The organism is Paraburkholderia tuberum STM678 (assembly GCF_902833905.1).
In the GTDB taxonomy this organism is placed as follows: Bacteria; Pseudomonadota; Gammaproteobacteria; order Burkholderiales; family Burkholderiaceae; genus Paraburkholderia; species Paraburkholderia tuberum.
The window spans coordinates 1-25549 of sequence record NZ_CADFGP010000067.1; the positions used below are offsets into that span (position 1 = coordinate 1).

At 61.5% G+C, this 25549-nt stretch carries 17 protein-coding genes and 2 pseudogenes; 3 read left to right on the top strand and 16 right to left on the bottom strand.

Annotation, left to right across the window (positions count from 1 at the left end; genetic code table 11):
* Positions 1-83: 83 nt before the first annotated feature.
* Positions 84-230, bottom strand: a pseudogene (locus HWY30_RS34855) (IS6 family transposase); the annotation flags it as partial.
* A gap of 394 nt (positions 231-624) precedes the next feature.
* Between HWY30_RS34855 and HWY30_RS34860 the strand changes: the two are divergent.
* Positions 625-1530, top strand: coding sequence for a LysR substrate-binding domain-containing protein (locus tag HWY30_RS34860; protein WP_090812292.1), 906 nt, complete (start codon positions 625-627; stop codon positions 1528-1530).
* A gap of 68 nt (positions 1531-1598) precedes the next feature.
* Here the strand turns inward: HWY30_RS34860 and lhgO are convergent, their stop codons facing one another.
* From lhgO to HWY30_RS34900, 8 genes are all read right to left on the bottom strand, one after another.
* Entirely contained in the window at positions 1599-2801 is a 1203-nt protein-coding gene (lhgO, locus tag HWY30_RS34865) for an L-2-hydroxyglutarate oxidase (RefSeq protein WP_090812291.1), read from the bottom strand.
* Positions 2802-2814: 13 nt separating this feature from the next.
* Positions 2815-3765, bottom strand: coding sequence for a glutarate dioxygenase GlaH (gene glaH, locus HWY30_RS34870; RefSeq protein WP_090812290.1), 951 nt, complete (start codon positions 3763-3765; stop codon positions 2815-2817).
* Between the two features lie 155 nt (positions 3766-3920).
* Positions 3921-5048 (bottom strand): vWA domain-containing protein, encoded by a 1128-nt coding sequence (locus tag HWY30_RS34875; RefSeq protein WP_341809955.1) that lies wholly within the window; start codon positions 5046-5048, stop codon positions 3921-3923.
* A gap of 77 nt (positions 5049-5125) precedes the next feature.
* Positions 5126-6034 (bottom strand): AAA family ATPase, encoded by a 909-nt coding sequence (locus tag HWY30_RS34880; protein ID WP_090812612.1) that lies wholly within the window; start codon positions 6032-6034, stop codon positions 5126-5128.
* A gap of 59 nt (positions 6035-6093) precedes the next feature.
* A complete protein-coding gene (locus HWY30_RS34885; RefSeq protein ID WP_090812288.1) occupies positions 6094-8457 on the bottom strand; it encodes a xanthine dehydrogenase family protein molybdopterin-binding subunit in 2364 nt (787 codons plus the stop codon).
* Positions 8458-8469: 12 nt separating this feature from the next.
* Positions 8470-8934, bottom strand: coding sequence for a (2Fe-2S)-binding protein (locus HWY30_RS34890; protein WP_244145123.1), 465 nt, complete (start codon positions 8932-8934; stop codon positions 8470-8472).
* Complete coding sequence (locus tag HWY30_RS34895; protein ID WP_090812286.1) at positions 8931-9809, bottom strand: FAD binding domain-containing protein; 879 nt, start codon at positions 9807-9809, stop codon at positions 8931-8933. The genes HWY30_RS34890 and HWY30_RS34895 overlap by 4 nt, the downstream gene beginning before the upstream one ends.
* A 52-nt stretch (positions 9810-9861) precedes the next feature.
* Complete coding sequence (locus tag HWY30_RS34900) at positions 9862-10884, bottom strand: XdhC family protein (RefSeq protein WP_090812285.1); 1023 nt, start codon at positions 10882-10884, stop codon at positions 9862-9864.
* On the opposite strand from HWY30_RS34900, the gene HWY30_RS34905 reads away from it, so the two are divergent.
* Together HWY30_RS34905 and HWY30_RS34910 are read left to right on the top strand one after the other, a co-directional pair.
* Positions 10883-12211, top strand: coding sequence for a helix-turn-helix transcriptional regulator (locus HWY30_RS34905; protein ID WP_090812284.1), 1329 nt, complete (start codon positions 10883-10885; stop codon positions 12209-12211). The two genes, HWY30_RS34900 and HWY30_RS34905, sit on opposite strands and share 2 nt — an antisense overlap.
* A 317-nt stretch (positions 12212-12528) precedes the next feature.
* Positions 12529-13920 (top strand): aminotransferase-like domain-containing protein, encoded by a 1392-nt coding sequence (locus HWY30_RS34910; RefSeq protein ID WP_090812283.1) that lies wholly within the window; start codon positions 12529-12531, stop codon positions 13918-13920.
* Here the strand turns inward: HWY30_RS34910 and HWY30_RS42590 are convergent.
* From HWY30_RS42590 to gabT, 7 genes and pseudogenes are all read right to left on the bottom strand, one after another.
* Positions 13875-15161: a methyl-accepting chemotaxis protein gene (locus HWY30_RS42590; protein WP_090812282.1), complete on the bottom strand. Its 1287-nt coding sequence runs from the start codon at positions 15159-15161 to the stop codon at positions 13875-13877. The genes HWY30_RS34910 and HWY30_RS42590 overlap by 46 nt on opposite strands.
* A 137-nt stretch (positions 15162-15298) precedes the next feature.
* A complete protein-coding gene (locus HWY30_RS34920; protein ID WP_167368838.1) occupies positions 15299-16435 on the bottom strand; it encodes a porin in 1137 nt (378 codons plus the stop codon).
* 149 nt (positions 16436-16584) lie between these two features.
* Positions 16585-17940, bottom strand: coding sequence for a purine-cytosine permease family protein (locus tag HWY30_RS34925; RefSeq protein WP_167368837.1), 1356 nt, complete (start codon positions 17938-17940; stop codon positions 16585-16587).
* 101 nt (positions 17941-18041) lie between these two features.
* A complete protein-coding gene (gene capA / locus HWY30_RS34930; RefSeq protein WP_090812281.1) occupies positions 18042-20174 on the bottom strand; it encodes a caprolactamase subunit alpha in 2133 nt (710 codons plus the stop codon).
* Positions 20175-20182: 8 nt separating this feature from the next.
* Complete coding sequence (gene capB / locus HWY30_RS34935) at positions 20183-21949, bottom strand: caprolactamase subunit beta (RefSeq protein WP_090812280.1); 1767 nt, start codon at positions 21947-21949, stop codon at positions 20183-20185.
* 382 nt (positions 21950-22331) lie between these two features.
* Positions 22332-23764, bottom strand: a pseudogene (locus HWY30_RS34940) (aldehyde dehydrogenase family protein).
* Positions 23761-25071 (bottom strand): 4-aminobutyrate--2-oxoglutarate transaminase, encoded by a 1311-nt coding sequence (gene gabT, locus HWY30_RS34945; protein WP_167368836.1) that lies wholly within the window; start codon positions 25069-25071, stop codon positions 23761-23763. Before gabT ends, HWY30_RS34940 begins: the two are co-directional and overlap by 4 nt.
* Between the last annotated feature and the right edge of the window lie 478 nt (positions 25072-25549).

A 25549-nucleotide genomic window follows, 5' to 3' on the forward strand; every position in this document is an offset into this window, starting at 1 on the left:
ACGTGGGTACATCGATGCCGTTGGCCAGTGAGGATCCACCTTGATTTGCTCACTCGGTCACGAAGTGGGACGCGTTCATTTCATTCCTCGAGGTTACGTAGGCTCAGTGAGTACGCCACGTACCACCGCACGCACAGCAGGATCATGTCCAGCGGGTAGTGCAACCGTTTCAGTACCTTGCCAATGCCAGCGGGCAGCGTCTTGCGCGGCGCCTTCGTCTTTGCCATCATGCTTCTCATGCGTTGCGGTCGACGGATTTTACTTGACCGCGTTAATGCGACAAAACCTCCGCCGACGCATCACCGCATTGCTGGACCAACTACCTGCTGCTCCGCTATTGCCAGATGTGGCTCATGCGATGCGCCTGACCGGAGCCGCTTGATCGAAACGTTTCGTTGGGATCGAGAGAATGTGCTGCGCCAGGTGCAGTGCCTGCGGACATCGCATCGTGACGTAAGGGGTGCCACCTTGCGCGATGGCAGAAGGTCCGTATCATTGAGTACTCTTGAAATCGACGTCGCATTTACAGCCTGCGCGGAGCCAAGGACTTGGCGGTCGACTCACGCTCGACGACCGGCTTGAATCTCCGCTAAGTCGTAACGATACAGACGCAACATTAAGGCAATGGACCTAAGGCAGCTACGTTACTTTGTCACGCTGGCGGAACAGCTGCATTTCGGCAATGCCGCCGATATGCTTGACATCGCTCCGTCCGCGTTGAGCATGCAAATCCAGTCTCTCGAGAAAGAACTTGGCGTAAAGCTTCTGGTCCGGACCAAGCGGTCGGTTTCACTATGCGCCGCCGGGGTGCTTTTTCTCGAAGAGGCAAGGCACACGCTGGCTGCCGCGGAGAACGCAAAGCGTGTGGCCATGATGGCGGGACGAGGCCAGATTGGCGCGCTTGAGATCGGGTATGTCGTCTCAGCCGCGTGCGCCGGTGTAGTACAACGCCTCCTGTCTCTTCACGGAGAACGTTATCCGCAAGTGCATATCAGGCTGCACTCGTTGGAGAGCCCTGCGCAGATTCAGTGGCTTCAGCAGCGAGAACTGGATGCATGCGTGGTACGAACGACGAGCGGGCCGCATGATGAAGTCGATCGGATACTTCTGCTCAAAGAGAAGCTCGTGGTAGCCTTGCCTGAAAAACATCGTCTCGCGATCAAAGATACGATTGACGCCTCCGAGCTCGCCAACGAGGTATTCACTGCTCCGCAGTTCGAAAAGGATGTGGGATTTGCCCGCCATCTCCTGGCTATCGGCCGTGACGCCGGCTTCACGCCCAACATAGAATTCCACACGAAAGACTTCCTGACCGCGCTCGTTCATGTGGCGTCCGCCCATGGCGTGGCAGTCGTTCCGGAAAGCATCAGTAACATACAGCTTCCCGGTCTCGTCTTCAGGAAGCTGAACAACGTCCGCGACGACTCCGAACTCTTCCTCGTCCTCAGGCGGAACGACAGTTCACCCTTCGTTTCAAGCCTCCGCGCGATTGCGCTCGAAATCGCGGCTCAACACTCGAACGCGCATTGACACATGATTCCGAGACGCTTCGTGGAGAAGGCATTAACCGACTTCGAGCGTTTTTTCGCGTTGCTCTGTCATAGGTCAGTGGCCGAGATCGTCCCGGCGATGTGCCTGCCAATCTCGATCGACGCCGTTGCCGCGGGCGACGGCGCATTGCATACGTGGATCGCCCTCTCACTCTTCAGAAGGTGAAAATCGTCGACGAGGCTACCGTCCGACCTCAATGCTTGCGCACGGACGCCCGCGGGCGCAGGAACCAAATCGGCTTCCGTAATCTCGGGGATGAGCGCCTGAAGGCTGCGAACAAACGCCGCCTTGCTGACGGACCGTATCATCTCATCGAGACCCTCGCGCCAATACTTCGAAGACAGCTTCCAGAAGCCCGGAAATGCGAGCACTTCGGCCAGATCGCGAAGGTCGATGTCCCGCTTCCTGTACCCTTCGCGCTTGAAGGCAAGCACGGCATTGGGACCGGCCTCCACATGCCCGCCGATCATGCGCGTGTAGTGCACGCCAAGAAACGGGAAGTTCGGATTCGGGACCGGATAGATCAGGTGTTTGACAAGATGACGGCGATCCGGACGAAGCTCGTAATATTCGCCTCGGAACGGTACGATCTTGAGGTCGTCCGCGATCTTGTCCATCCTCGCGACACGGTCCGAGTGAAGACCGGCACAGTTGATGACGAACTTCGCCTCGACAGTGCCTGTCCCAGTGCCCACCTCGACGTGGGACGCCCTTTTGCGGATGCTCAGCACGCGCTCGCCCACCCTGATATCGCCGCCTGCCGCGTTGATGACAGCGCCATACGCTTCGCAAATCTGCTTGTAATTCACGATGCCTGCGGCCGGTACCTTGATGGCCTGTAGGCCGCGGACGTGGGGTTCGATCTCAGAGAGTTCGGCGGGACCGATCTTGTCGATCCTTAAACCATTGTCGAGGCCCCGCTTGTACAGATTCTCAAGCAACGGAAGTTCGTCTTCCTTCGTTGCGACGATGACCTTGCCGCAGATTTCGTGCTCGATTGCGTGCTCTTCACAAAAGCGGACCATCGACTCACTTCCGGCTCGCGCGAACCGGGCCTTGAAGCTGCCAGGTTTGTAGTAGATGCCCGAGTGGATGACACCGCTGTTATGCGCCGTCTGGTGAGATGCCAGCGAGGCCTCCTTCTCGAGAACGACTATCCCCTTGCCGGGGAAGCGCTTTGTCAGCGCCATCGCGGTCGCGAGCCCGACAATGCCACCGCCGATAATGGCGAAATCATATGTCCGCTTCATCGCTTCTTCGACCTCACAGTGTTGCGAACTCGCCGCGGATGCGCATGAGCTCGCGATGAAGGTCCGGGTTCTTTTCAAAAGGCGCGCGACCGTGAAGCCAGAATAGGTTGTTCAACATCACGAGGTCGCCGGTCGGCAGCGGGATGGCAGCCGTGCCCTTCGACGCCTCCATCGAGTCCGACAGCCTATGCAGGTAGCGAGCATGCTCGATCGACTCCGGCTGGGCGAACTGATCGATAAAGCAGATGGCGGGCTTGCCATCGACTTTGAAGAACGTCCGACGCTCGACCTCCTGCGCCAAATTCTTGCTCGGAGGCGACTTGTAGGTGAATTTGTACGATGCCAGCGGATGCGTCGAGAACTCCTCGAGCTGCGCCCAGTCGTCAAGGTGAAGCAGGCGCGACTCACCGCCGATGGCGTTGCGCTCGCTGAACTTCATCATCATCAGCCAATCTGTCGGCTCATCCACGAACGTGCCATCGGTATGCAGTGTAAAGAGACGATACGCCTGGCGCAGATATGAGTCGCTGTTGTCCGTGTCTTTCACCAGGAAGCGCGCATAGTAGGTGCCGGACATCGCATCGTGGTTTGCCGGCCCGACGAGATGAGCTATCGCGGTCCCGAACTTTACATAGTCTTCGGCGCAGTCCGTCACACCCTGCACGCCAACCGTCAGGCCACCCGAATTCCGGTCTCGAAGAATGCCGCGCACCGTTTCCCGAAAGCCCGTGCCGAGCATCTGCTCGAGTTTCCCCGCCAGGATGAAGCGCATATAGGGAACGTATTCGAGGTTCTGGCTGTTTACATCCTTCACTTCTTCGAAGAACCGCTCGAGAACGCGCGTGTCGATCTCGATATGCCGAATGCGGGCATGATTCGGATTCTGCCCGACGGTGTACAGCGGACTCGCTATTTGCTTAGTGCTAGGGAATGATGAAACTTGTGTCGCTTCAACGGCTTGCATGGCCTGCACCTCTTGCTTGATAGGGTGATGACATTCTAGGGATCACCTTGACGCCCCTCAATGTCGGTTGGCCGCGATTAAATTCAGAAAATCTGAATTGTCCTGCGTCGTTGCGCAGTGCGAGCTACGCGTCTGTCAGCGACGGCGAAGCGACGTTATCGTGACGACGCCAACAGTTGCGCGAGATGCCCAGCCACCTGCTCGAGCGCGCTGAGGTTATAAGCTGCAAGCATCGCGTCCGCGTACTGGTGCAACGCGCTCGCCCCGCGGGCGGCCGGAGCGTAGCCTTCAAAGCGCATCATGGGATTGAGCCATAGCACGCACCGCGCGCGGCGTTTGAGCAATTGCAATTCGTTGTGCAGCACCTCGGGACTTCCGGTTTCTAGCCCATCGGTGATGAGCACTACAACAGTCCGTCCGCCTACGAACCGATGCGGATAACGTCGGCGCAATTCCCCAAGCGAGCCGCCGATTCGCGTCCCTCCCGCGAAGTCGTCGATCGCCGCGTTCGCAAGCAGTAGCATCGCGTCGACATCGCCGCGCTGGAAATACGGCGTCAAATCCGTAAGGTGCGTGCCGAATACGAACACATCAGTTCGCGACTCACGCGTGACGGCCGCGTGCAGGAAGGCGAGCAATACCCTTGCATACCGCTCCATGGAACCCGACACGTCCACCATGGCAAGCAACGGAAGCACTTGCCTTCGGCGCTTCGATCGTGGGAGGCGAATCAACTCGCCGCCGGTACGCACGCCTTCTCGCACTGCTTGCGGCCAATCGATCCGGTAGCCCCCCCTGTGGCCAAGCGTCGTTCGGTAGCGCCTTGCCCGTTCGGCGGGACGCGCGAGAGTAATGTCGCGCGCCAACCGCTGGACCTCGCGATACTCACTCGCGTCGAGCGTACCGAAATCCGAATGCCTCAGCCGCTCCTTGTCGCTGGCCGCCATCGGGCCGTCGAATCTGATGTGGTACTCGACGCCGGGTTCTGTTCGCAGTCTGGACCATTCCGGTGCCGAATCGCGGATCCGTCGAAGTTCCTGCGGCGCCTCCGCGCCTATGGCTTCACATGAAGCTTCTTTCCCATAGAGCAGATCACGCGAATCGCCGGCGCTAAACCACACGGCAAAGAGCGCTCGAAAAACGAGCCGGTCAGCTTCCCGGCTGATCAACACTGATTCGAGCGCCGCGCCGGCGTCTTCGCGTGCTGCGATTCCCACGAGCGAAATCGCCTTGACGCCAAGCGCTATCTTCGATGCATCCGTGCATACGCCAGCGGTGCGCAAGGCGCGTGCAAACGCAACGACGTGCTGTAAGAGTCGCGTGCCAGAGGACGCGTGACGTTCAGGAACGCATGCTTCGCTCATCGGGCGAAGGCGCCGCTTGCTTGAAGGAAGCCTTCGACGCGCTGGCGAGTCAACCCGTTGATGTCGTCAGGATCTTTGAAGAGCACGCCGGCCGTATCGACGACGATGTCCGGATCAAGTTCGACAATGCCCAGCGCATTCAGCGCGCGAGCCCACTCCACCGTCTCCGCGACGCCCGGCACGCGATGGAAATCCGTCGTGCCCCGTGCTTCACGCAAATGCCGGGCGAACGAGGCGATCCGCTCCCCGAGAACCTCGCTTGTCTCAGGCACCAGTTGGAGAATGATCGACAGCTCACGCTGCGCGTCCGGAAAATCGAGCCATTGATAAAGACAGCGGCGCTTGACCGCATCGCTCAGTTCACGTGTTCGGTTTCCGGTAAGGATCGTGATCGGCGGCACCTCCGCCTTGATCGTGCCGAGTTCGGGGATCGTCACTTGATATTCGCCGAGATACTCGAGCAGAAAAGCTTCGAACGGCTCGTCGGCACGATCCACTTCGTCGATGAGTAATACCGTCCCTGGCGTTGGGGCCTGCAGCGCCTGCAGCAGCGGTCGCCGCAGCAGGTAGCGGCTGTCGTAGAGCGTCGCTTCGCTGCCGCCACCCTTGCCTGCCGCTTCCGCCGCACGAATGTGCAGCAGCTGTGCCGCGTAGTTCCATTCATACACGGCTTCGCGCTGCTCGAGCCCGTCATAGCATTGGAGACGAGTCAGGCTGCGCTGCAGCATCTTCGCGAGCGCTTTGGCCAGTTCCGTCTTGCCTACGCCGGGCTCTCCTTCGAGCAGCAGCGGACGATTCAGCTTCAGTGCCAGAAACACCGCCGTGGCGAGGCGGCGGTTGGCGTAGTAGCCGACCTCGCGCAGGTTATCGACCACGCTGTCGATCGTCGGAAACCTCGCGCTCATCGCATCGCGGCTTTCGTCAGCGCGCTCATACCTGTCGCTTGCCGCCCCTTCGGAATTCGTTACGCGCACTGCGCTTTCTCGAGCACGTTGTCGGCCCAAGCCTCGCGTATATGCGGGAAGATCAGCGGCAAGCCGTCGCCGAGCATCAGCTCGAGCACGCGCGGCGGCGTCAGGGGCAATTCGTAGACGCTCTTTCCGATCGCGTTCGACACCGCGCATGCGACGACCGCCGCCACATTGAGGATCGGCACTTCGCCGGCGCCTTTCACACCCAGCGGCCCTATCGACGGTGCGCCTTCGTGGAGGTGGATGTCCACCGGGACGACGTCTTGCGCAAGCGGAACCCGGAACGTGTCGAGCCCCGTCTGGCGAACGCGCCCTTCGTGGTCGATGCTGATCTCTTCGTGAAGCGCATAGCCGAGCCCTTGCACGACGCCACCCTGGATCTGGCCGGACACCGCACGCGGGTTGAGCGCACGGCCGACGTCCTGGACGACGGTGTACGAAAGCACCTCGACCTGCGCGGTATCCGGATCCACTGCAATCTCACAATCGTGGACGGCGAACACGGGGATGTCGATTGCATCGATGAAATGACCCGCGGCGCAACCGGGCATCGCCGCGACGCCCGGCCGCGTGAAAGCGCCGCTGCCTGCGAGCGGACCGACGGTCTTGTGCGCCCGCTCCACGACTTTCGAGATCGCGATGCCTGAACCCTTCGCGCCGACGATCTCGACGCGATCGTCGCGCAGAATCAGGTCGTCGACCGCCACTTCGAGCATTTCGGACGCCACATCGAGCAGTTTTTTTCTCACCTCCACGCTCGCCGCGAGGCTCGCCGCGCCGAGCGACACTGTCGTTCGCCCGCCGCCCACCCCTACGTCGTATCCGGCCGAATCGGTGTCCGCTGCGCGAACGACGACGTTCTCTGGCTTGATGCCAAGCGAATGCGCGACGATCTGCGGAAGCGACTGCATCATCGATCCCGATCCAAGCTCGACACCCGACGTCACGAGCGTCGCACTGCCGTCGGCATTGAGATTGACCGTGGCAGCCGACGGACCGACGAAGATGAACCAGGTTCCGACCACGGTCGCGCGCCCGTAGAGGCGCCCCTCAGCCAAGTGTTTTTTCGAGCCCCGCTCGTTGACGGCGGTCGCCATCTTGTCGAGCATGGGACCCAGGACATTGCCTTGGAAAACTTGCCCCGTCGAACCGAGATCTCCATCGCCGAGCACGTTGCGCCGGCGAAATTCGAACGGATCCATGTCGATCGCGGCGCAGATCTCATCGGTATGCCGCTCGAGCGCGAACGTGTTGTACACGCCGTTACAGGCCCGGAACGCGCCGTTGGGCGGCGTATTCGTATAGACCGCGCGCGTCGAAATGCGCACCGAGCCGAGCCGATAGTTTCCGCCGAGCGTATGGGCGGTCATCGTCGTCAGAAAAATCTGTTCGCCGCCATAGGCGCCGCAATCCATCAGCACGACCGCTTCGCGCCCGACGATCTCGCCGTCGCGGGTCACGGCAGACCGGATCCGGATGTCCGCATTCTCGCGGCACAGGCAGATCTGCATCTCCTCCTGACGCGAATTCACGATGCGCACGGGTCGCCCCGTTGCGCGCGCGAGCAACGCGGCAAACGGCTCGAGCGCGCAGTCGAACTTGAGTCCGAATGCGCCGCCGACAGGCGGCACGGTGACGCGAACCTGACTCGGCGGAACGCCTAGCACGCGCGCCGTCGTATTGCGAATCGTCCACGGCACCTGGGTGGACGTTTCAATGTGGAAGCGCCCGTCCTCGTAGCGGGCTACGACGGCGCGCGGTTCGAATGACAGATGGTTCTGGCGGCCAACGCGAAACGTCGTATCGACGATCCGCACATCGGGACGCGCGAATGCCGCGTCTGTATCCCCGCGAACCACGGTCGCTTCCCACGCAACGTTGCCGCCGCGTGCGCCACCGTCGAACAGGACTTCGTAGCCCTTCCAGTCCGGATGGACGAGCGGCGCGTCGTCCGCCAACGCCGCTTCCATCGTCAGCACCGCAGGCAGCGCCTCCCATTCGACGAGGATGGCGTCGGCGGCGGCGCGCGCCTGTTCGAGCGTGTCCGCCGCTATCGCCGCAATCGGCTCACCGACGAAGCGGATCTGGTCGGTGGCGAACAACTGCTCATCGGCAATGCCAATGCCGTGCCGAAACGGCGCATCGTCGCCGGTAACGATCGCTCGCACGCCAGGCAGCTGGCGCGCCTGTGTCACGTCGAGGCTGACGATGCGCGCGGACGTCACCGTCGAGCGCAACACGAATCCATGCAGCATTCCCGGATGCACCTGATCGATCGTATAGCGCGTACGGCCCTGCAACTTGTCTCGCGCATCCCGTCTCGGGAAGTTCAGCACCGCGGTGGTTGGGTCGGACATGTCGGGTGATCCTTATTTGACGGTGGCGAGCGATACGGCCGCTTCGACGATGCGCTCGTAGCCCGTGCACCGGCACAGGTTTCCGGACAACGCGGCCTTGATTTCCTTGCGCGTGGCGCCGGGAACGCGCGCCAGAAAGGCGGTCAACGTCATGACCATGCCGGGAAAGCACATTCCGCACTGCACGGCATCATGCGCTTCGAGCGCCGCTTGCATCGCGGACAAGTCCCCGTCTTTCGCCAGCGATTCGACGGTGACGACTTCGTGGTCCGCGAGAGTGCCGATCGGCGTCAGGCACGAGACGGCCGGCTTCCCGTCGACGAGCACCGTGCAGGCGCCGCAAAAGCCTTCGCGACAGACGGGCTTGACGCCGGTCAGAAAGAGCTCGTCGCGCAATACATCGATGAGCGGCGTCAGGGGGCCGCCGCGTACCGCGCATTCCTCGCCGTTGACTTTCAGGCAGATCGACAATTTCACCTCCCCTGTTGTTTCTCGAGTTGCGCCTGGATGTCGGCGACCGCGCGATGGAGGAGCGCCGGAAGGACCTGGGTACGGTACCAACCCGGCGCCTCGACACCATCGCGACCTTTGAAGACGCGCAGATGCTGCGCGCCGATAAGCTTCGCGCGATCCGCGTCCAACGGACCTCCCACGAGCGCATTCTCCAGCTCGGGCCATTGGCGGGACCGCTCTTCGACCGAGCCGACGGCGACAGTCGCGTGGCTCACGCGGCCATCCGGAGCGACTTCGAGCGCCGCGCTGACGATAGCGACCGGATAGTCGCCCGCCTTGCGCAAAGGAAGCCTCGCATGCGCCGAGTAGTGGGCCCGCCGCGGTATCGATATGCGGCGCACGATGGCACCCGGCTCGAGCGACGCCCTCGCCTGCAGGAACGCTTCAACGGAAGTTCTCGACGATCCGTTCACGGTCGCCAGTTCGACCTCGGCCGCGAGGCTCATCAACGCGGGCACGAGATCGGCCGCGGGGAAGCCGGCCGAGCATAAGTTGCCTCCTATCGTCGCGACACCACGAACGGCAGGATTCGCCGATTTCGCTGCCGCATCGGTCAATACTTTCAACGACGGAACGCTGCCGAGCATCGCTGCCAACGCCTGATGGGTCACGCTGGCGCCAATGCTGATTTCGCGCTCGGTGACATCGATGGCGTTCATCTCCCCGATCGCCGCGAGCGACACGTAGGCCTTCTTCAGCGGCGCGCGCCTGACAGGCGCGCGCATGATCCATGTTGCGCCGGCGATGGGCTCGCCATCGTGACCATAGTCGTGCAACGCCGTGACTGCCTCTTCGACCGTTTTGGCCACGTACAGATGAGGGGCGCGCTTCGAAAGCATGCGGCGGTGTCCTTTAATGGGCTATGTGTTGCGAGAGAGACGAGCGCCTGGTCTACGACGGCTGACCGGCACCGACATCGCACACGTGTTCGAGATATCGCTTAGCGGTCGCGACGCCTGCGATAGGCGGTAACTGCACGCCGTTCTTTGCAGCAGTCACCTCCGCGAGGATCGATATCGCAATCTCCGGTGGCGTTTTGCTGCCGATATAAATGCCGGCCGGCCCGCGCAACCGTGCTATTTGCTCGCCAGTCAGATCGAACTCGGCGAGACGTGCGCAGCGCGCAGCGTTATTGCGCCGCGAGCCGATCGCACCGACGTAGAACGCCGGCGTTTTCAATGCCTCCATCAGCGCCAGGTCATCGAGCTTGGGATCGTGCGTCAGCGTGATCACCGCGCTTCGCGTGTCGAGCTTCATGTCAATCACCGCGTCGTCCGGCATCGTGCGAACCACACGCGCGGACGGAATCGTCCACTCGCTCGAGTACTCGTCGCGGGGATCGCAAACCGTTATCTGGTAGTCGAGCCCCAATGCGACCTCGGTCAAATAGCGCGACAACTGGCCAGCGCCGATCACGAGCATTCGATAGCGCGGGCCATGCACGTTGACGAACGCGCGGCCGTCGAACGACACGCAGTCGATCGGCCCCGCGGTCTCGAGCGTGGCGACGCCGCTTTGCATGTCGAGTGTGCGCTTGATCGTCCTGCCGGTTTCCAGTGCGCCAAGCACAAGCTCGATGCCGCTTCGCACACTCAACGGCTCGAGCACGAGCTCGATGGTGCCGCCGCACGGCAAACCGAATCGATGTGCGTCGTCCGCGCTCACGCCGTAGCGGCACACGACCGGAAGCGCTGGCTGAATTTCCGCGGCCTGCACCTTGTGGATCAAATCATCCTCGATACATCCGCCCGAGACCGAGCCTGCCAGCGCACCGTCTGCACGGATCGCGAGCATCGCTCCCTCCGGCCTCGGCGACGAGCCCCAGGTCCTCAACACGGTGACGAGCAGCACTGGCCACCCTTGCTTCAGCCACAAGGCGCTGCGCTTCAGGACTTCGAGATCTACGCTATCCATGGTTGAAGATCAGATCGTCGACGCGTTGCACCGACCGGATGGGTCACCACCGCTCCCTCGCCAGTGCCAAGGGGCAGTTCCGGATTCAGGTTACGAGTCGAAAAATGCCGCTGCCAGATACATGCGAAGCTTTCGATTCGCGCATTGTGCGGCTGCTGGAAGCAGCACAGCACCCCGTGTTTCGGTAAACACTTCATTCCCCGACCGCTCAAACCCTTATTGCTCAAGGGTTTTCGGCGTTGTAGAGTCAGTCAAGCTGCTTTTTGGCGCCGCGAAAGATGATCTGTTTCATCTGTTCCTGATCCGCAAGCCTGCAGTGCCCATTCATCGTTCGAGGTTCGCGATCATGAGGACTGAGACCACCAAGCCCGCGCCAGTTGCGCCAGCTTCACGGCAGACCTTCAATTTTGAAGTACCGGCGTCCGCGCAACGCGGACCCAAGACCCACGAGTGGGCCGATATGGTTCAGAGCAGCTACTTTCCGATGGACGTGAAGATCGGTGCGGATTTTCGCGGCGGTTCGATCGAGAACATCGATGTCGGCGAACTCCGCGTCTGTACCTTGCACAGCGATCCGATGGTGACGGAGCGCCATCAGTCCTATGCCCGTGCGGAGGCCGAGGAGTTTTACGTCATCGAAATGCCCGAGTTGAGCCCCGTGCTCATCCAGCAACGCGGACGCGACGCGCTGGTTGCTCCGGGAAACTTCACGCTCGTGAGCGGAGCGGAGCCTTACCGCTTCGCGAACCCGGCGCACCTTTGCCTACGAACGCTGCGCATCCCGTGCCGGTCGCTGAGGTCGAGATTGCCCAGCGTGGATGACCGCGTAGCGCTCGTGGCCTCCGCGGCCGAGCCTTGCGCGGCACTCTTTCTCGATTTCGCCGCGTCCTACTTCAGGCATGTCGCGGTGTTACCGGTCGAGATCCATGCGCGAGTCGAGCAGCAACTGCTCGACCTGCTGATCCTGGCTATCACGGGTGACACGTCAACCAGCAACGAGACTTCCGTGCGCAGCGGTCACCGGCTTCGCGCGACGAGAATTATTGAACAGCGTTTCTCCGATCCGACCTTGCAGCCGGCCGACGTTGCGCGCGCGGTCGGCGTATCGGAGCGATATCTGCAGAAGATATTCGGCGATAGCGGGCAAACGATCACGACCGTCATTCGCAATCGGCGGCTCGCCGAAGCCAAGCGGCTTCTCGCCAACCGGAAACAAAGCAGGCTCGGCATCACGCAGATTGCGCTGATCGTGGGGTTCTCCGATCCGGCCTACTTCAGCCGGATTTTTCGGCAGGACTGCGGCCATTCCCCCACCGACTATCAGTGAACGGCAAGACTGAACCGCGACGACGGCCTTAACCGGTTCGATCCCTCCCTTTCCTCTGCCGCCGGGCGACCATCGCCCCTCTTAGCCGGCGGCTCCAAACAACTGAGCAATGAGCGCCGGCTCGCGCCGAGCCGGCGATTCGTCCGCTCCGCCTCAACCAGGCCGGTCAGGTCCAACACTTTGGACGCTCGGGGACAAGACCGATTCTTTTCGACTTCGTAGAGTAGTGGCATGGCGGCGCGCCGTCATGGAGACCGGACGCGCGCCGTGCGTAGCCAACCGCTGTCCGTCACATCGTAGTCGAAAGGATCCGTATCATGCTTTCCTTGTCCGCTGACCCGGCCAAATCCCTGACGCAAAAAATCGTCGATCACTTTCATACGCTGATTTCCGACGGCAAACTCCAATCCGGCATGAAGGTGCCATCGATCCGCAGCTTCGCGGAATCGCACGGCGTCAGCGTCTCGACCGTCGTCGACGCTTACGACCGCCTCGTGGCCGACGGCTCGCTCGTGCCCCGGCAAAACTCGGGGTTTTTCGTTCGAAGCTTCCAGCATGCGTCGTATCTGAATCAGGAAGCCGTTGCCAAAGATGGCAGTTCGTTCGACTCGCTGTGGATGCTGAACCGGATCTGGCAAAGCCACTCGGCGGAGATCAACCCAGGCTGCGGGTGGCTGCCCGCGCGCTGGCTCGACGAGGAGGGTCTGCGCCGCACGCTGCGCAACATGACGCTGCATTCGACAGGATCGCTCACCAGCTATGGCGTGCCGAAAGGTTACCTTCCCCTGCGCTGGAAGATATCCGACTGCCTGAACCAGCACGAGATCTACTGTCCGCCGGAACAGGTGCTGATGACGAGCGGCGCGGCCCATGCGCTGAGTCTGCTCATTCATCATCTGATCAAGCCCGGCGATACCGTGTTCGTCGATTCGCCCGGCTACAGCCTGCTGTTCGCGCATCTGAAGCGCATCGGCGTCAACCTGGTGGGTGTGCCCCTGACCTCCACCGGAGCCGACCTCGACGCGTTCGCCCAGTTGCTAGCCAAGCACGAACCGAAGGCGTACTTCACGAACCCGCGTCTTCACAATCCGACAGGCATCTCGTGCTCGCCCGCCACCGCGCACAAGATCCTGCAGCTCGCGGCAAAACATGACTTCCTCATCATCGAGGACGATGTCTGCGCAGACATCGACGCGGCGGTACGCCGGCCGCTCGCGAGCCTCGATCAGCTGGAACGCGTGATCTATGTCGGCAGCTTCTCAAAGACGATATCGCCCAGCCTGCGGGTCGGCTACATCGCGGCTCACCCGGACCTGATCGAGGATCTGGCGCAACTGAAGATGGCGATGGGATTGACGACCTCCGAGATCGGCGAACGCATCGTCTACCAGGTGCTCGTCGACGGACGCCATCGCAAGCATCTGAAGGGCCTTGGGGCGCAACTCGCGCACGCGCAATGCACCGCGCGGCAGAAGCTCGGCGGCGCAGGCATGGTCATGTTCAACCAGGCGCCGGAGGGGCTCTTCATCTGGGCCCGCCATCCTCACTATGAAGACTCCCGGGCGCTCTCCAGTCGCGCGCTGGACAAGGACATCTATCTCGCCCCCGGGCATCTGTTCATGCATGACGAAGAACCCACTCCATGGTTGCGATTCAACGTCGGCTATTGCGACAACAACGCGCTATTCGAGTTTCTCGCCGCCGCGTGAGCGGTTCCTTTTGGAGCGTGTTTCGCACCTTGCCGGCGCGCGAGTTCGGACTGGATCTTCATGACCGACTCCGTTGCCTCGCGGGTGCGTGTCGATAACTGCCGCACCTCGCCGGCGATCACGGAGAAGCCGCGGCCCGCGGTTCCGGCCCGAGCGGCCTCGACTGCGGCATTCAACGCAACCAGATTCGTCTGACGCGCAATGCCGCCGATGGTCGATACGATCTCGCCGATCTCCTTGATGCTCTCGAGCATGCTCGCCTTGAATACCTCCTCGGCGGCGCCGAGTTCCTGCGCAATCCTGGCCGCATGAATGTCCGTCAGCACCCCGACGGTCCTCAATGGCGCGCCATGCTTGTCGCGAACGCTCTGGCCTCGCGCGCGCACCCAACGGTATTCGCCGTTCTTGCAGCGCAGGCGATATTCGACTTCATACCCGGTACGCCCTGAACGGTCGGACAAATGCGCGATGAACGCCTGCCCGGCACGTTCGCTGTCTTCCGGATGAAGCCTTGACGTCCAGCTCTCGGCAACATCGGGGAACTCCGCGATAGAAGAGAAGCCGAGTAGCTGCCGGACCTGATCGGACCACCAGAAGACGTTCTTCGGATTGAGCGGATCGCCGGCGATGACCTCGATATCCCAAATGCCATCGGCAAGCAGCTCCCGCGACAACTCGAACCGAGCCCGCATTTTCTCGAACTCGTGATGGCGCTGCGAGGCTTCGTCGATATCGGCAAGCGTGCCGATCACGGTGAAGCCGCTTTGCCCGTCCCCGTCCGCAGGCCGTTCGTAGCATCCGGCAATGCGCATCTCATACATGCGATATCCGCCGCGGCGATGTTTGGCCCGGTGAACCACTGTCGTCGTCACGTTGGACTTCCCTTCGGCCGCAGATCGCCATGCCGTAAGCAACGCAATCTGGTCGTCCGGATGCACGCACGCGATCCATGCGTCGAGCACGGGATAAAATTCGTCGTGGCCATACCCCAGCAATTCGCAGAACCGCTCGGACCACGCGCTCGCCGTTTTGCCGATTGGCGACGCATCATCGGCCAGGTGAACCTCCCACCACCCGCAATCCATCGCCCGTTGCATCGCTTCGAGCCGGACCCTGAGCGCGTCGTTCTCCCGCTCGAGCAGTTCGCCCTGCTCTCGCAACGTCGAGATGCTCGAAATCAGCAGGTCCTGATTGTCGTTCCTTGCCGACTCAGGCCCACTACGCTGGCCGAACCATTTCATGCATACCTCCGTCGATGATTGCAACCTGGCCTCGCGAACCTGCACGTTGTTGACGAGGCATCACACTGCCTATCCCTTCAAAACCGGACGCATGCGCACCGAAGCAGCATGCGTCCCGCCGCCGCGAAGAACCTCGATCAGAATGAATGCGTGATCCCGAGGCGCGTCGCGACTTGCCGCTTCGAGCTCGACGGATTGAAGCCCGCGATCTGCGCAACCGTCGCATCGCCCTGCGCGTTTTGGCCGGCTGCCATCGCATAGACCGACGTGCGCTTCGACAACGCATATTGCGCGATCAGGTTGATCTGCTCGTACTTGGGCGACTTGTCCGTCGCATCGTCGTGGCCGACGGTGTAGGTCAACCCGCCACCAACCACGAGCGCAGCCGTCACCTGATACGATCCGGACAACTCGTAGTTCTGGAACGTCAGATTGGCTCCGCCGGCTTTCGGACGAAACACCGTGTTCGAAAAATTCGCGGACACCTTGAACGCCCCCTGCTTGTAGGCCGTGCCCAAAGCAAGCACGGATTGACTGCGCGCAGCGGCCAGCGCATCGCCATAGACCGCGTTGGCGAAGCCGCCGCCCGACACGTAGCCCGCGACGGCCGTCGACGGATCGCTGATATGCAAGTAGCCGACAGCGGCGCTCGCGTTCGCGCCGTTGTAGGCAACCGCGGCGCTGTAAGTCGAGTTTGTCGAGAACTGCCCTGCGATGCCGCCCGGCGAGTAATGCCCTTCGAACGTCGCCCCGCCGAGCGTCGGACTCACATATTTGATTGCGTTGGGTACGGAGAACCCGTTGTCGAGGTTGTCCATGTCGTTGGGGTGCGCGAAATACCAGCCGCCGTATTGACCGTTCAGCGTGAACGGCTCCAGCAAATCGACGTTCGCATCCCACTGCCGGCCGAACGTGAGCGTCCCCAACCGGTTCGACGACAAGCCGACGTACGCGTTGCGCGAAAACGCGAGCCCGCCGCCAAGCCCACCGGTAGCCGCATCGAAGCCGCTCTCGAGACGGAACACCGTCCGCAGGCCGCCGCCGAGGTCTTCCTCGCCCTTCAGTCCCCAGCGGCTCCCGAGCGGCACGCCGCTTTGCATCTGGACCAGCTTGGCACCGCTTCCCGCGATCGCCGTCCCGCTCGACGCTTTGCTCACATTGTTCGCATAGTCAATGCCGAGATCGACGATACCGTATAACGTCACCGTGCTTTGCGCGCGTGCCCCCAAGGAGATCAGCGCAAGCGTTGCCCCTACCACTGCAGCCTTTTTCATCACTTTCTAGCCTATCGTTGTCGGTTTGCGTCCCGAAATGGACGCGATTTAATTGCTTTGCTTTACGCCCGCTCCGACCGTCTTGAGACGGCCGAAGCTCGCGTTGGATGTCTTATCGTTTTGCCAGGCGTGCCGACGCTCGGTTCGCGTTACGCGAACTCGCGCACGAAATGCCGCTTGCTGGCGAGCGAGAGTCCGATGCGATAGATGATCGCGGAGGACACGACTGCCGCGGGTGCGGAGAACGTTGCGGTGGTGCCGCCGACTTCGAGCAACGCGATGCCGAGTGCCGACGACGCGAGCCACGCAACGAGGCCACACGGGTTGAACGCGACCACGCGTTCCGACCGGTACTCGATCTCCTTGCCGAAGATCGCCTCGTAGTGCGGAGACAAGATATGCATGACGGCGATCCCGACCCACGCGACGACAAAGATGCCCTGAAACGCCAACGCCTGGAGAATGAAGCTGAAGACGTTCGTCAGCATCAGGAAATAGACCATCACGCCTGCCATCACGGACCAGAAGAATTTCGGCAGATGCAGGCCGAACACGGCGGTGAAGAACGAATGCATGTTGGTCGAGGCCAGATAGAAATTGGCGGTATTGATTCTGGTCTGGCTTATCCAGACAAACATCAGCCCGACGAAACCCATCAGCTTGAGCAGCGCGAAGACCACTGAAACTTCGCTTAACGCAACATTGCCGGCCAACGTGCTCGCCAGGAAAATTCCGGCGATGCCGTTGATCACGAACGTGAATGTATAGAACGCCCAGCCGAAGTTGAATTTCGCGTGGTACTCCGCATCCGACGCGCGCCCGAAGCGGGCGTAGTCCCACGTGTACATCATCATGATCCACACGCCCATGAACGCGGTGAAGCAATTCCACCAACCGTAGGGCTTCGCGCCGCTTGCCGGGCCCAGGTGGAGCCAGGCCGTATGGTCGCCGCCGCTCAACAGCGCGGTAACGACAGCCCCCACCAGCCCGAGCAGGTAGAACGGCAGCAGCACGCCGTTGAACTTGTCGAGCCACGTCTGCACGCTGCCGAACACGAGCAGCACGCTGTAGATGACGACGATCAGGTAAGCCAGCTTCACGGAGACGGCCGGGAAGTAGGCATTGATCGCCACGGCGATGACCGACCCCTCGAATAGCGCGTAGTAAATCGCCGTGGCAAAGAAGATCAGCGTGGCCAGTGCGGCGCCCGCCCTACCGAACAGCACGCGGGAAAACAACGCGACCGACAAGCCGTTCGAGATCACGTACCGCACGATGACCTGATTGACCAGCGCGTACACCACGACCGAAAGCCCAAGCCCGATCAGGGTATTGACCGTGCCGAAATTGATGGCGAGCGTTGCCGACACCACCAGCCAGAACATCGCGCTGCAGGTCGCCCACCATGCCATCGTCAAAGACAACTTTGACATCCTTGCATCTGCCGGAATGGCGCTCGTCGAATAGCCATCATCCGAGCCGTCCTGTTGTGCCTTCAGTTCCATATGCGCTCCACGTAACGAATGAATTCGGCCCGGCTCGATCACCATGACGCCAGGACCACTAAGAACTCGAATCAACCAGCTTCGGCCGCCGGCGCGGTGGATCAATCCGTCCGCCCCGGTGTGGTCTCCTTTGTTGTTGGGTTTTTAATCGTGTCGGTCAGCACGTACACGCCCGTGGCATCGAGGCGTGCTTGCCATTTCGGCGGCAACACGATGGAGGTCGTGACTTCCTCGATCACTGCCGGCCCCGCGACGACGTCGTCGGCGCCGAGGCGCGTACCGTCATAGACGGGCGACGACAGCGTTTCGATATCCAGGCCGTTACCGAAGATCATGTCCCGATACGCTTTGACGACGACCGCCGGGTCGCCGACGCTAGGCGGGATCGACTGCGGCGGCGGTTGGTCGAGCACTCCGTACACGGTGCTCTCGAGGTTGACGATCTCCACCTGGCTGTCGGGCTCCGCGTACGTATAAAGGGACTCGTGGCGGGCGTCGAACATCTCGCGGATGATGTCGATCGTGTCTGCGTCCACGTTCATCGAACCGATGGTGACGGAGCACTCGTGGACCTGGCCGCAGTAGCGCAGGTCGAGCTGGCGCTCGATACGGATGCGCTCGCGCGCAAAGCCTTCCTTCTGCAGTGCAGCGATCGCATCTGCTTCGAGCCGTTCGAACTGCTGTTGAACGCGTCCGAGGTTCGCATGCTTGTCGACCCGCATCGGACAAGCCGCCATGTAGTTGTATTTCACGTCAGACAGCAGTTGTCCGAACGCGCACAGCCCCGATGCGAGCTTCGGCACGAGCACCGTCTTGACGCCGATCTCGCGCGCGAGCGCCGCAATGTGCAGCGACGTGGCACCACCTGCCGCGATAAGGACGAAGTCGCGCGGATCGTAGCCGCGTTCGATCGACACCCGGCGAATGCCGTTGATCATGTTGACGTTGACGATGTTGTAGATGCCATACGCGGCCTTGCCGATGGTGAGGCCCAACGGCTTGGCGATCTTCGCTTCGATCGCGGTGCGCGATGCGTGACCGTCGATCTTCACGCGGCCGCCGAGTAGCGAGACCGGATTGAGGTACCCGAGCGCGACATTGGCATCGGTCACGGTCGGTTCCTGCCCGCCGCGCATGTAGCAAGCCGGGCCTGGCACGGCCCCCGCACTTTGCGGACCGACTTTGAGAAGACCCGTCGGATCAATCCACGCGATGGAGCCGCCGCCCGCGCCGAGGGTCTCGACCTGGATCATCGGGGTGCCGATCCGGTAGCGCAGGAAATCGATGTCCTTATTGACGTTGGTGACGCCGTCCTTCGTCAACGTGATGTCGAACGACGTGCCGCCCATATCGACCGTAATCAGGTTGCGGTAGCCAAACGGCTTCGCGGCGAACAGCGCGGCCTGGGGCGCCGAGGCCGGGCCCGAGTTGATCGCATTGACCGCGCGCGCGCTCATCGCCTTGGGCGACGCCATGCCGCCGTTCGATTGATAGAACCGCACGGGCGATTTCAAACCATTATCCAGGTAGAAGCTCTCGATACGGCTGACGTAACGAGCGAGCACCGGCCCGAGATACGCGTTGACCACCGTCGTCGACGTCCGCGTGTACTCGCGCATCTGCGGGAATACTTCGAGGCCGACGGACACGTACACGTCGGGCAGCAGCTCGCGAACAATCTCGGCCGCGCGCCGTTCGTGCAGGCCGTTCGACACCGACCAGACGAACGAGATCGCGACGGCCTCGACGCCTTGCGCGCGGAACAGCTCGCACGCGTCGCGCACGTCGTCCTCGTTCATCGGCGTATGGATCGTGCCGTCCGCCAGGACGCGCTCGCGAATCGGCCGGCGCAAGTAACGCTCGACGAGCATCGTTGCCGGCGGGTACTTGGCGTCGTAGCGATGCCCCTCCTCCTTGTGGCCGAGGCGGATTTCGAGCGAGTCCTCATGACCCGACGTGCAAATCAGGCCGGTCTTGACGCCCTTGTGCTGAATCAGGGCGTTCAGTGCAACCGTGGTGCCGTTCACGCACAGATCCAGGTTCGACAGGATTTCGCTGACCGGCTTTCCGAGCGCTTCGGAGATTTGCGCAAGACCGTCCGCGATCGCGCGCGTGCCGTCTTCCGGTGTCGAGGTCGCCTTGAACAGACGCGTCCGGCCATCGCCGTCGGCGAGGACGAAATCGGTGAAGGTGCCGCCTGCATCCACACCAAGGCGGTATCGGGTACTCGTCATGTCAGACCTCATTGATGTTGGGACGATTGGCGTTCGGCGCGCAACGCTTCGGTGGCGGACGAGTCGACCAAGAGGCTTTCCGGATCGATTACGACGCCATACTCGGCGCGCGCGGCCTCGATCGATACGATGCCGCTTCGCACGTCGTCGGAGACGTGCTGCGGCTGGCGGCGCAGCGGCGAGCCCCAGCCGCCGCCGCCGGGATTGAAGGTGGCGAGCGAATAGCCGTCACGCACCGTCATCACCGCGTTTTCCTTGTACGTTTCGATGACCTTGCCATGGCGCTTCAGCTCGACTCGCCCGAGCTTGCGTTCCGGCATCGCGCTGGCGGCGTGGTTGGCGCCAATCGCCGGCAGCTTGCGGCCTTCGCCGAAGCTCACCACGGTCATCTCGTGCCCGATCGGCTCGACTTCCCAGACCGTGCCGCTGCCGCCGCGATATTCGCCGGCGCCTGCACTGTCGGTGACGAGACCATAGCGATGGATGACGATCGGGTAGGAATACTCGAGCGTCTCGATGTCACCCGAATAGAGCGCGCCAAAGCAGCATTGCGGCCCGCATGCGTGCCAGCCATCCATATAGCCTGTCGCGCCCGCGCCCGAGACGAGCGACGCGAGCACCATCGTCACGTATTCATCGCCGGTGCGCTGATCGTGGCCCGCGATGTTAATGCCGCTCGAATGGCCCCAGGAGCCGACGGCCCGTTCGCCTTGCGCCCTTTCGAGTGCAAGACGCACCGCGTCCGCGAGGGTTTCCATCGGCGTAGTCGTGCAGTTCACATGGGGCGCGGGCTCTTTCGCGTTGCAGAGCGTGCCGTGCGGACCGAGGTCCACGCTGATGCATCGATAAAGACCTTCGTTATAGGGCGGATCGAGCTGAGCGAACATCATCAGGCCCAGGTAGACGCCTGAAATCGAGTTGCCTTCGTAGGAGTTGATGAAGTACGGAATCTGCGGCGGGCTTTCGATCTTGATGTGACAGGTATCAGCGTTGATCTCGATCGTCGCCTTGATATCGATCTCGCCGAAGCCATGCCCGGAATCCTCGAGCCTGGCGCTTGCTTCGTAGATGCCGTCAGGCACCGCACGAATGATCTGGCGCATGTGGCGATCGGCCATGTCCATCAGCTCGTCCACGCAGGTGCGGACCGTCTCCACGCCGTACTTGTCGAGCAATGCGCACAGATTGCGGGCGCCGACGTTGACCGCGCCGAGCTGCGCCCTGAGATCGCCCTCCTGGTCGCGCCGCGAGCGCATGTTGCTCAGCATGAAGTTGATGACGTCGTAGCGTTCGACGCCTTTCTCCCATAGCTTGACCGGCGGAATGCGCAGACCCTCGGCGTAAATCTCGCGCGCGTCGGGGTTGTAGCCGGCGGGAACCGGGCCGCCGATATCGGTCACGTGTCCCTTGCAGACCGTCCAGAACACGAGCTCGCCGTGGTAGAACACCGGCTTGTACATACAGCAGTCGACGATGTGACTGCCCTTGTAGACCGGGTCGTTGTGGTAGACGATGTCGCCATCGTGAATGTCGTCGCCGAAGAAGCGGGCCACTTCCTTCATTGCGGGAATCAGACCGCCAAGGTGAATCGGAATGTCCTGTCCTTGCAGGATCATCTCCGGGCGACCATTGAAAATAGCATTGCTGTAATCGTGTGCGACATTGAACACACTTGAGCGAGCCGTCTTCTCGAGCGTCATAGTCATCTCGCGCTGAGTGGTTTCCAGCACCCCCCGCACGACTGCCAGCGTAATCGGATCGACATCTCGTGACATCACGTTCTCCGGTGGTTAACTTTTTCATTCGTCAGGCCACGCAACTTGCCGTAACCCGATTCGATGTCATACAGGTTATTAACGCCAAAATCCGCAGGCAATGCACAGCCAGGGAGGTCATCGAGCATGCTGTGTTGCTCGCGAAAGCCGTACACGTGCACGCGCGAAATTCGATTACATACGACGAAACGCGCGAGCGGAAAACGCGCTATCGGCGTGTTCCGCTCGCGGCAGGCATGGCCACCGAGCATTCGAAAAAACGAAGGAGCGACGGCAACGAACGCGTCGTTTCGACGCCTGAGGGAAATGGATGGAGATGAGCCTGCAGCGCTGCAGGCTCGCCGCCCATGCTGAGACGAGGCCGAGTGGCGAGACGTCCTCGTTACCCGACGTATGTGTACGAGGTCTTTACCGTCGTGAAGAATTCGGCCGCATAGCTTCCTTGCTCGCGCGGACCATAGCTCGACGCTTTCCTGCCCCCGAACGGCACGTGGTAGTCGACACCCGCGGTAGGGGCGTTGACCATGACCATGCCGGCTTGCGCTTCGCGCTTGAACCGGCTCGCGAGCTTGAGCGAACCTGTGCAGATGCCTGCTGACAAGCCGAAGTCCGTGTCGTTGGCTTTCTCGAGCGCATCGTCGAAATCCCTCGCGTGAATCAAGCAGGCAACGGGGCCGAATATTTCCTCGCGGGTGATACGCATGCCCGCATCGACATCGGTGAAAAGCGCCGGCATCAAATAGAAACCGTCCGTTTCCGAGTCCTGAGCGTTCCTCCATACAAGAGCGTTGCGCCCTCTTCCGATCCGATCCTGATGTAGTCGAGATTGGACTTCAGTTGTCGCTCGTCCACCACAGGGCCGATATCCGTGTTCGGTGAAAGCGCATGCCCCACTCGCAATCGGGAGAGACGCTCAACGAGCGCATCGCGAAACCTCGTATAGATGCCGGACGTCGCGATGATGCGGCTCGTCGCGGTGCATCGCTGGCCTGTCGAATAGAACGCACCCTGGATCGCACAATCGAGCGCCACTTCGATATCCGCATCGTCGGCGACGACCAGTGCGTTTTTGCCGCCCATCTCGAGTTGCAGCTTGGCGAACCGAGCGCCCGCGGTTGCCATCACACGAGCACCGATGTTCGTGGAACCGGTGAAGCTGATCGCGCTTACCTTCGTGTTCGACAGGATGGCTTGACCGATCACAGCACCACGCCCGAGCACGAGGTTGAAAACACCGTCCCCGAACCCCGCACGACTGATGATCTCGGCCAATGCCCACGCCGAAGCGGGAACGAGCTCGGCCGGCTTGTGCACGACACAATTACCGTACGCCAATGCCGGCGCGATCTTCCATGCCGGAATTGCGATCGGGAAATTCCACGGCGTGATGATGCCCACGACGCCAACCGGCTCTCTCGTGACGTCGACGGTAATGCCTGGCCGAACGGAATCGAGGTGCTCGCCGCGCTGACGTAGCACCTCACCGGAATAAAACTTGAAGATCTGACCCGCCCTCTTGACCTCGGCAACCCCTTCGGGGCGAGTCTTCCCTTCCTCGCGCGAGAGCAGTTCGCCCAATTCATGAGCGCGCGCGATAAGCTCGTTTCCTACCTTGTCGAGCGCATCTGCGCGGGCTTGAATGCCGAGCGTGCGCCTGCTCTTGAACGCATCGAACGCGGCGTCGATCGCGAGGTTCGTGAGCGCTTCGTCGACAAAGGAAAACTCGTCGACGATGTCCGAGGTATCGGACGGGTTGATGTCCCGATGAGCCTCGCTGCCCGGCACCCATTTCGCGCCGATGTAGCTATGCTTCATGCAAGAACCCCGCTAGCTCCTTGCTTGCACGTTTGGCTCAGCAGGATCTCCTCGATGATGTCGAGGCCTTCATCGACCAATTCGTTCGAAACCGTCAGTGGCAGCATGATCCGAAGTACGTTGCCATACGTCCCGCTCGTGAGAAGCAACAAGCCCCGCTTGAACGCTTCGGCTTTCACTGCGCTGGCAATTTCGGGCGCGGGCTCGCCGCCTTTTAAGAACTCCACTCCTGTCATTGCGCCAAGGCCACGGACTTCGGCGATTTCAGGAACACGCTCCCGTAAGGCGTTCAGGCGATCCCGCAGGCGCTTGCCAAGCGCCTCGCTGCGAGCGCACAGCTTCTCCTCCTCCATCACGTCGAGCACGGCAAGCGCTGCAACGCATGCCATCGGATGACCCGCGTAGGTGCTGCCAAGCCCGCCGGCCGGAATGGAATCGAGAACGTCGGCGCGACCGACGACGGCCGAAATCGTCATGCCACCGCCCAGCCCTTTGGCCAGCGTCGTGAGATCGGGCACGACGCCCGAATGCTCCATCGCAAACATGCGCCCCGTGCGGCCGATGCCGGTTTGAATCTCGTCAGCGATGAGCAGAATCCCATGCTCATCGCACAGTGCGCGCAGCTGCCTCAGAAACTCCGTCGGCGCCGGGATATAGCCGCCTTCACCGAGTACGGGCTCGACGATGATGGCGGCCACACGGGCCGGGTCCACCGTATATTTGAACAATCGCTTGATGCCGGCGATCGAGTCCTGGATGGAGATGCCGTGCAGCGCAGACGGATACGGAGCCTGGTAGACATCCGCCGGTGTCGGGCCGAAGCCCGCTTTGTACGAAGCGACTTTTCCCGTGAGGGCCATCGCCATGAAAGTCCGGCCATGGAATGCCCCGTCGAACGAGATCACCGCAGTGCGCTTCGTATAGTAGCGAGCCACCTTGATCGCGTTTTCAACGGCCTCCGCCCCCGTGGTCATGAAAAACGCCTTCTTTTCGAAGTCGCCAGGGGTCAACGACGACAGCCGTTCCGCGAGCTCGATATACGACTCGTATGCCACGACCTGGAAGCAGGTGTGGGTGAACTTTCCGGCTTGCTGCGTCACAGCGTTCGTGATTTTCGGATGGCGATGCCCCGTGTTCAGCACGGCGATGCCGGCGCAGAAGTCGATGTAACGCCTGCCCTCTACATCCCAGATCTCCCCGTTCTCCGCGCGCGCGGCAAACACCGGATGCGCGTTGCCGATGCCTTGCGGAATAGCTTTTAAACGGCGAGCCATCAAAGCCCGATTGGTTTGCTCATTGTCCGACATGTTCAACTCCTGGTCCTTGAGGTTTGAGGCAATCGTCGCGAACCTTGACTAATGGGAGGATCACTGGCGCCACACCCGTGACACCATCCATCGAGAGACAGCAGCCGCTCACCGGCGCTACGCTGTGCCCCTGCCGAGCGTTTTTGGATCGACCCGTCTCCACACGTTAACTAGGTATGGAAGCCTGACGGGTAGTCGCATCGCTCGTATCAGCGGCCCCTGCGCCTGCTAGCATGGATGTATGCGCGCCTTGCTCGATTGGCGGACGAATGACAGTCAGAATAAGTCGCAGGCGGATGGTGGCGCCAGACACATTGGGAGAGCGCTATTCGGACACTGTACGGTTTGCGGGGGCAATACACTCATGGGCTCTCGATTTGTGCTCGAGGCACGGCACGGGTGGTTGTCCACGCGAATATCCGTCAATGGACGTTCGCGCGGCAGGCCGCGAACAGAGTGAGTTCGACTTAGACTCCAC

Excerpts from the sequence above, each read along its gene's own strand:
- capA (WP_090812281.1), bottom strand. The coding sequence starts at position 20,174 with ATGACGAGTACCCGATACCGCCTTGGTGTGGATGCAGGCGGCACCTTC.
- HWY30_RS34895 (WP_090812286.1), bottom strand. The coding sequence starts at position 9,809 with ATGCTTTCGAAGCGCGCCCCTCATCTGTACGTGGCCAAAACGGTCGAA.
- HWY30_RS34925 (WP_167368837.1), bottom strand. The coding sequence starts at position 17,940 with ATGGAACTGAAGGCACAACAGGACGGCTCGGATGATGGCTATTCGACG.
- lhgO (WP_090812291.1), bottom strand. The coding sequence starts at position 2,801 with ATGAAGCGGACATATGATTTCGCCATTATCGGCGGTGGCATTGTCGGG.
- HWY30_RS34860 (WP_090812292.1), top strand. The coding sequence starts at position 625 with ATGGACCTAAGGCAGCTACGTTACTTTGTCACGCTGGCGGAACAGCTG.
- HWY30_RS34920 (WP_167368838.1), bottom strand. The coding sequence starts at position 16,435 with ATGAAAAAGGCTGCAGTGGTAGGGGCAACGCTTGCGCTGATCTCCTTG.
- HWY30_RS34880 (WP_090812612.1), bottom strand. The coding sequence starts at position 6,034 with ATGAGCGCGAGGTTTCCGACGATCGACAGCGTGGTCGATAACCTGCGC.
- capB (WP_090812280.1), bottom strand. The coding sequence starts at position 21,949 with ATGTCACGAGATGTCGATCCGATTACGCTGGCAGTCGTGCGGGGGGTG.
- HWY30_RS34885 (WP_090812288.1), bottom strand. The coding sequence starts at position 8,457 with ATGTCCGACCCAACCACCGCGGTGCTGAACTTCCCGAGACGGGATGCG.
- HWY30_RS34905 (WP_090812284.1), top strand. The coding sequence starts at position 10,883 with ATGGTTGAAGATCAGATCGTCGACGCGTTGCACCGACCGGATGGGTCA.
- HWY30_RS42590 (WP_090812282.1), bottom strand. The coding sequence starts at position 15,161 with ATGAAATGGTTCGGCCAGCGTAGTGGGCCTGAGTCGGCAAGGAACGAC.
- HWY30_RS34910 (WP_090812283.1), top strand. The coding sequence starts at position 12,529 with ATGCTTTCCTTGTCCGCTGACCCGGCCAAATCCCTGACGCAAAAAATC.
- glaH (WP_090812290.1), bottom strand. The coding sequence starts at position 3,765 with ATGCAAGCCGTTGAAGCGACACAAGTTTCATCATTCCCTAGCACTAAG.
- HWY30_RS34900 (WP_090812285.1), bottom strand. The coding sequence starts at position 10,884 with ATGGATAGCGTAGATCTCGAAGTCCTGAAGCGCAGCGCCTTGTGGCTG.
- gabT (WP_167368836.1), bottom strand. The coding sequence starts at position 25,071 with ATGTCGGACAATGAGCAAACCAATCGGGCTTTGATGGCTCGCCGTTTA.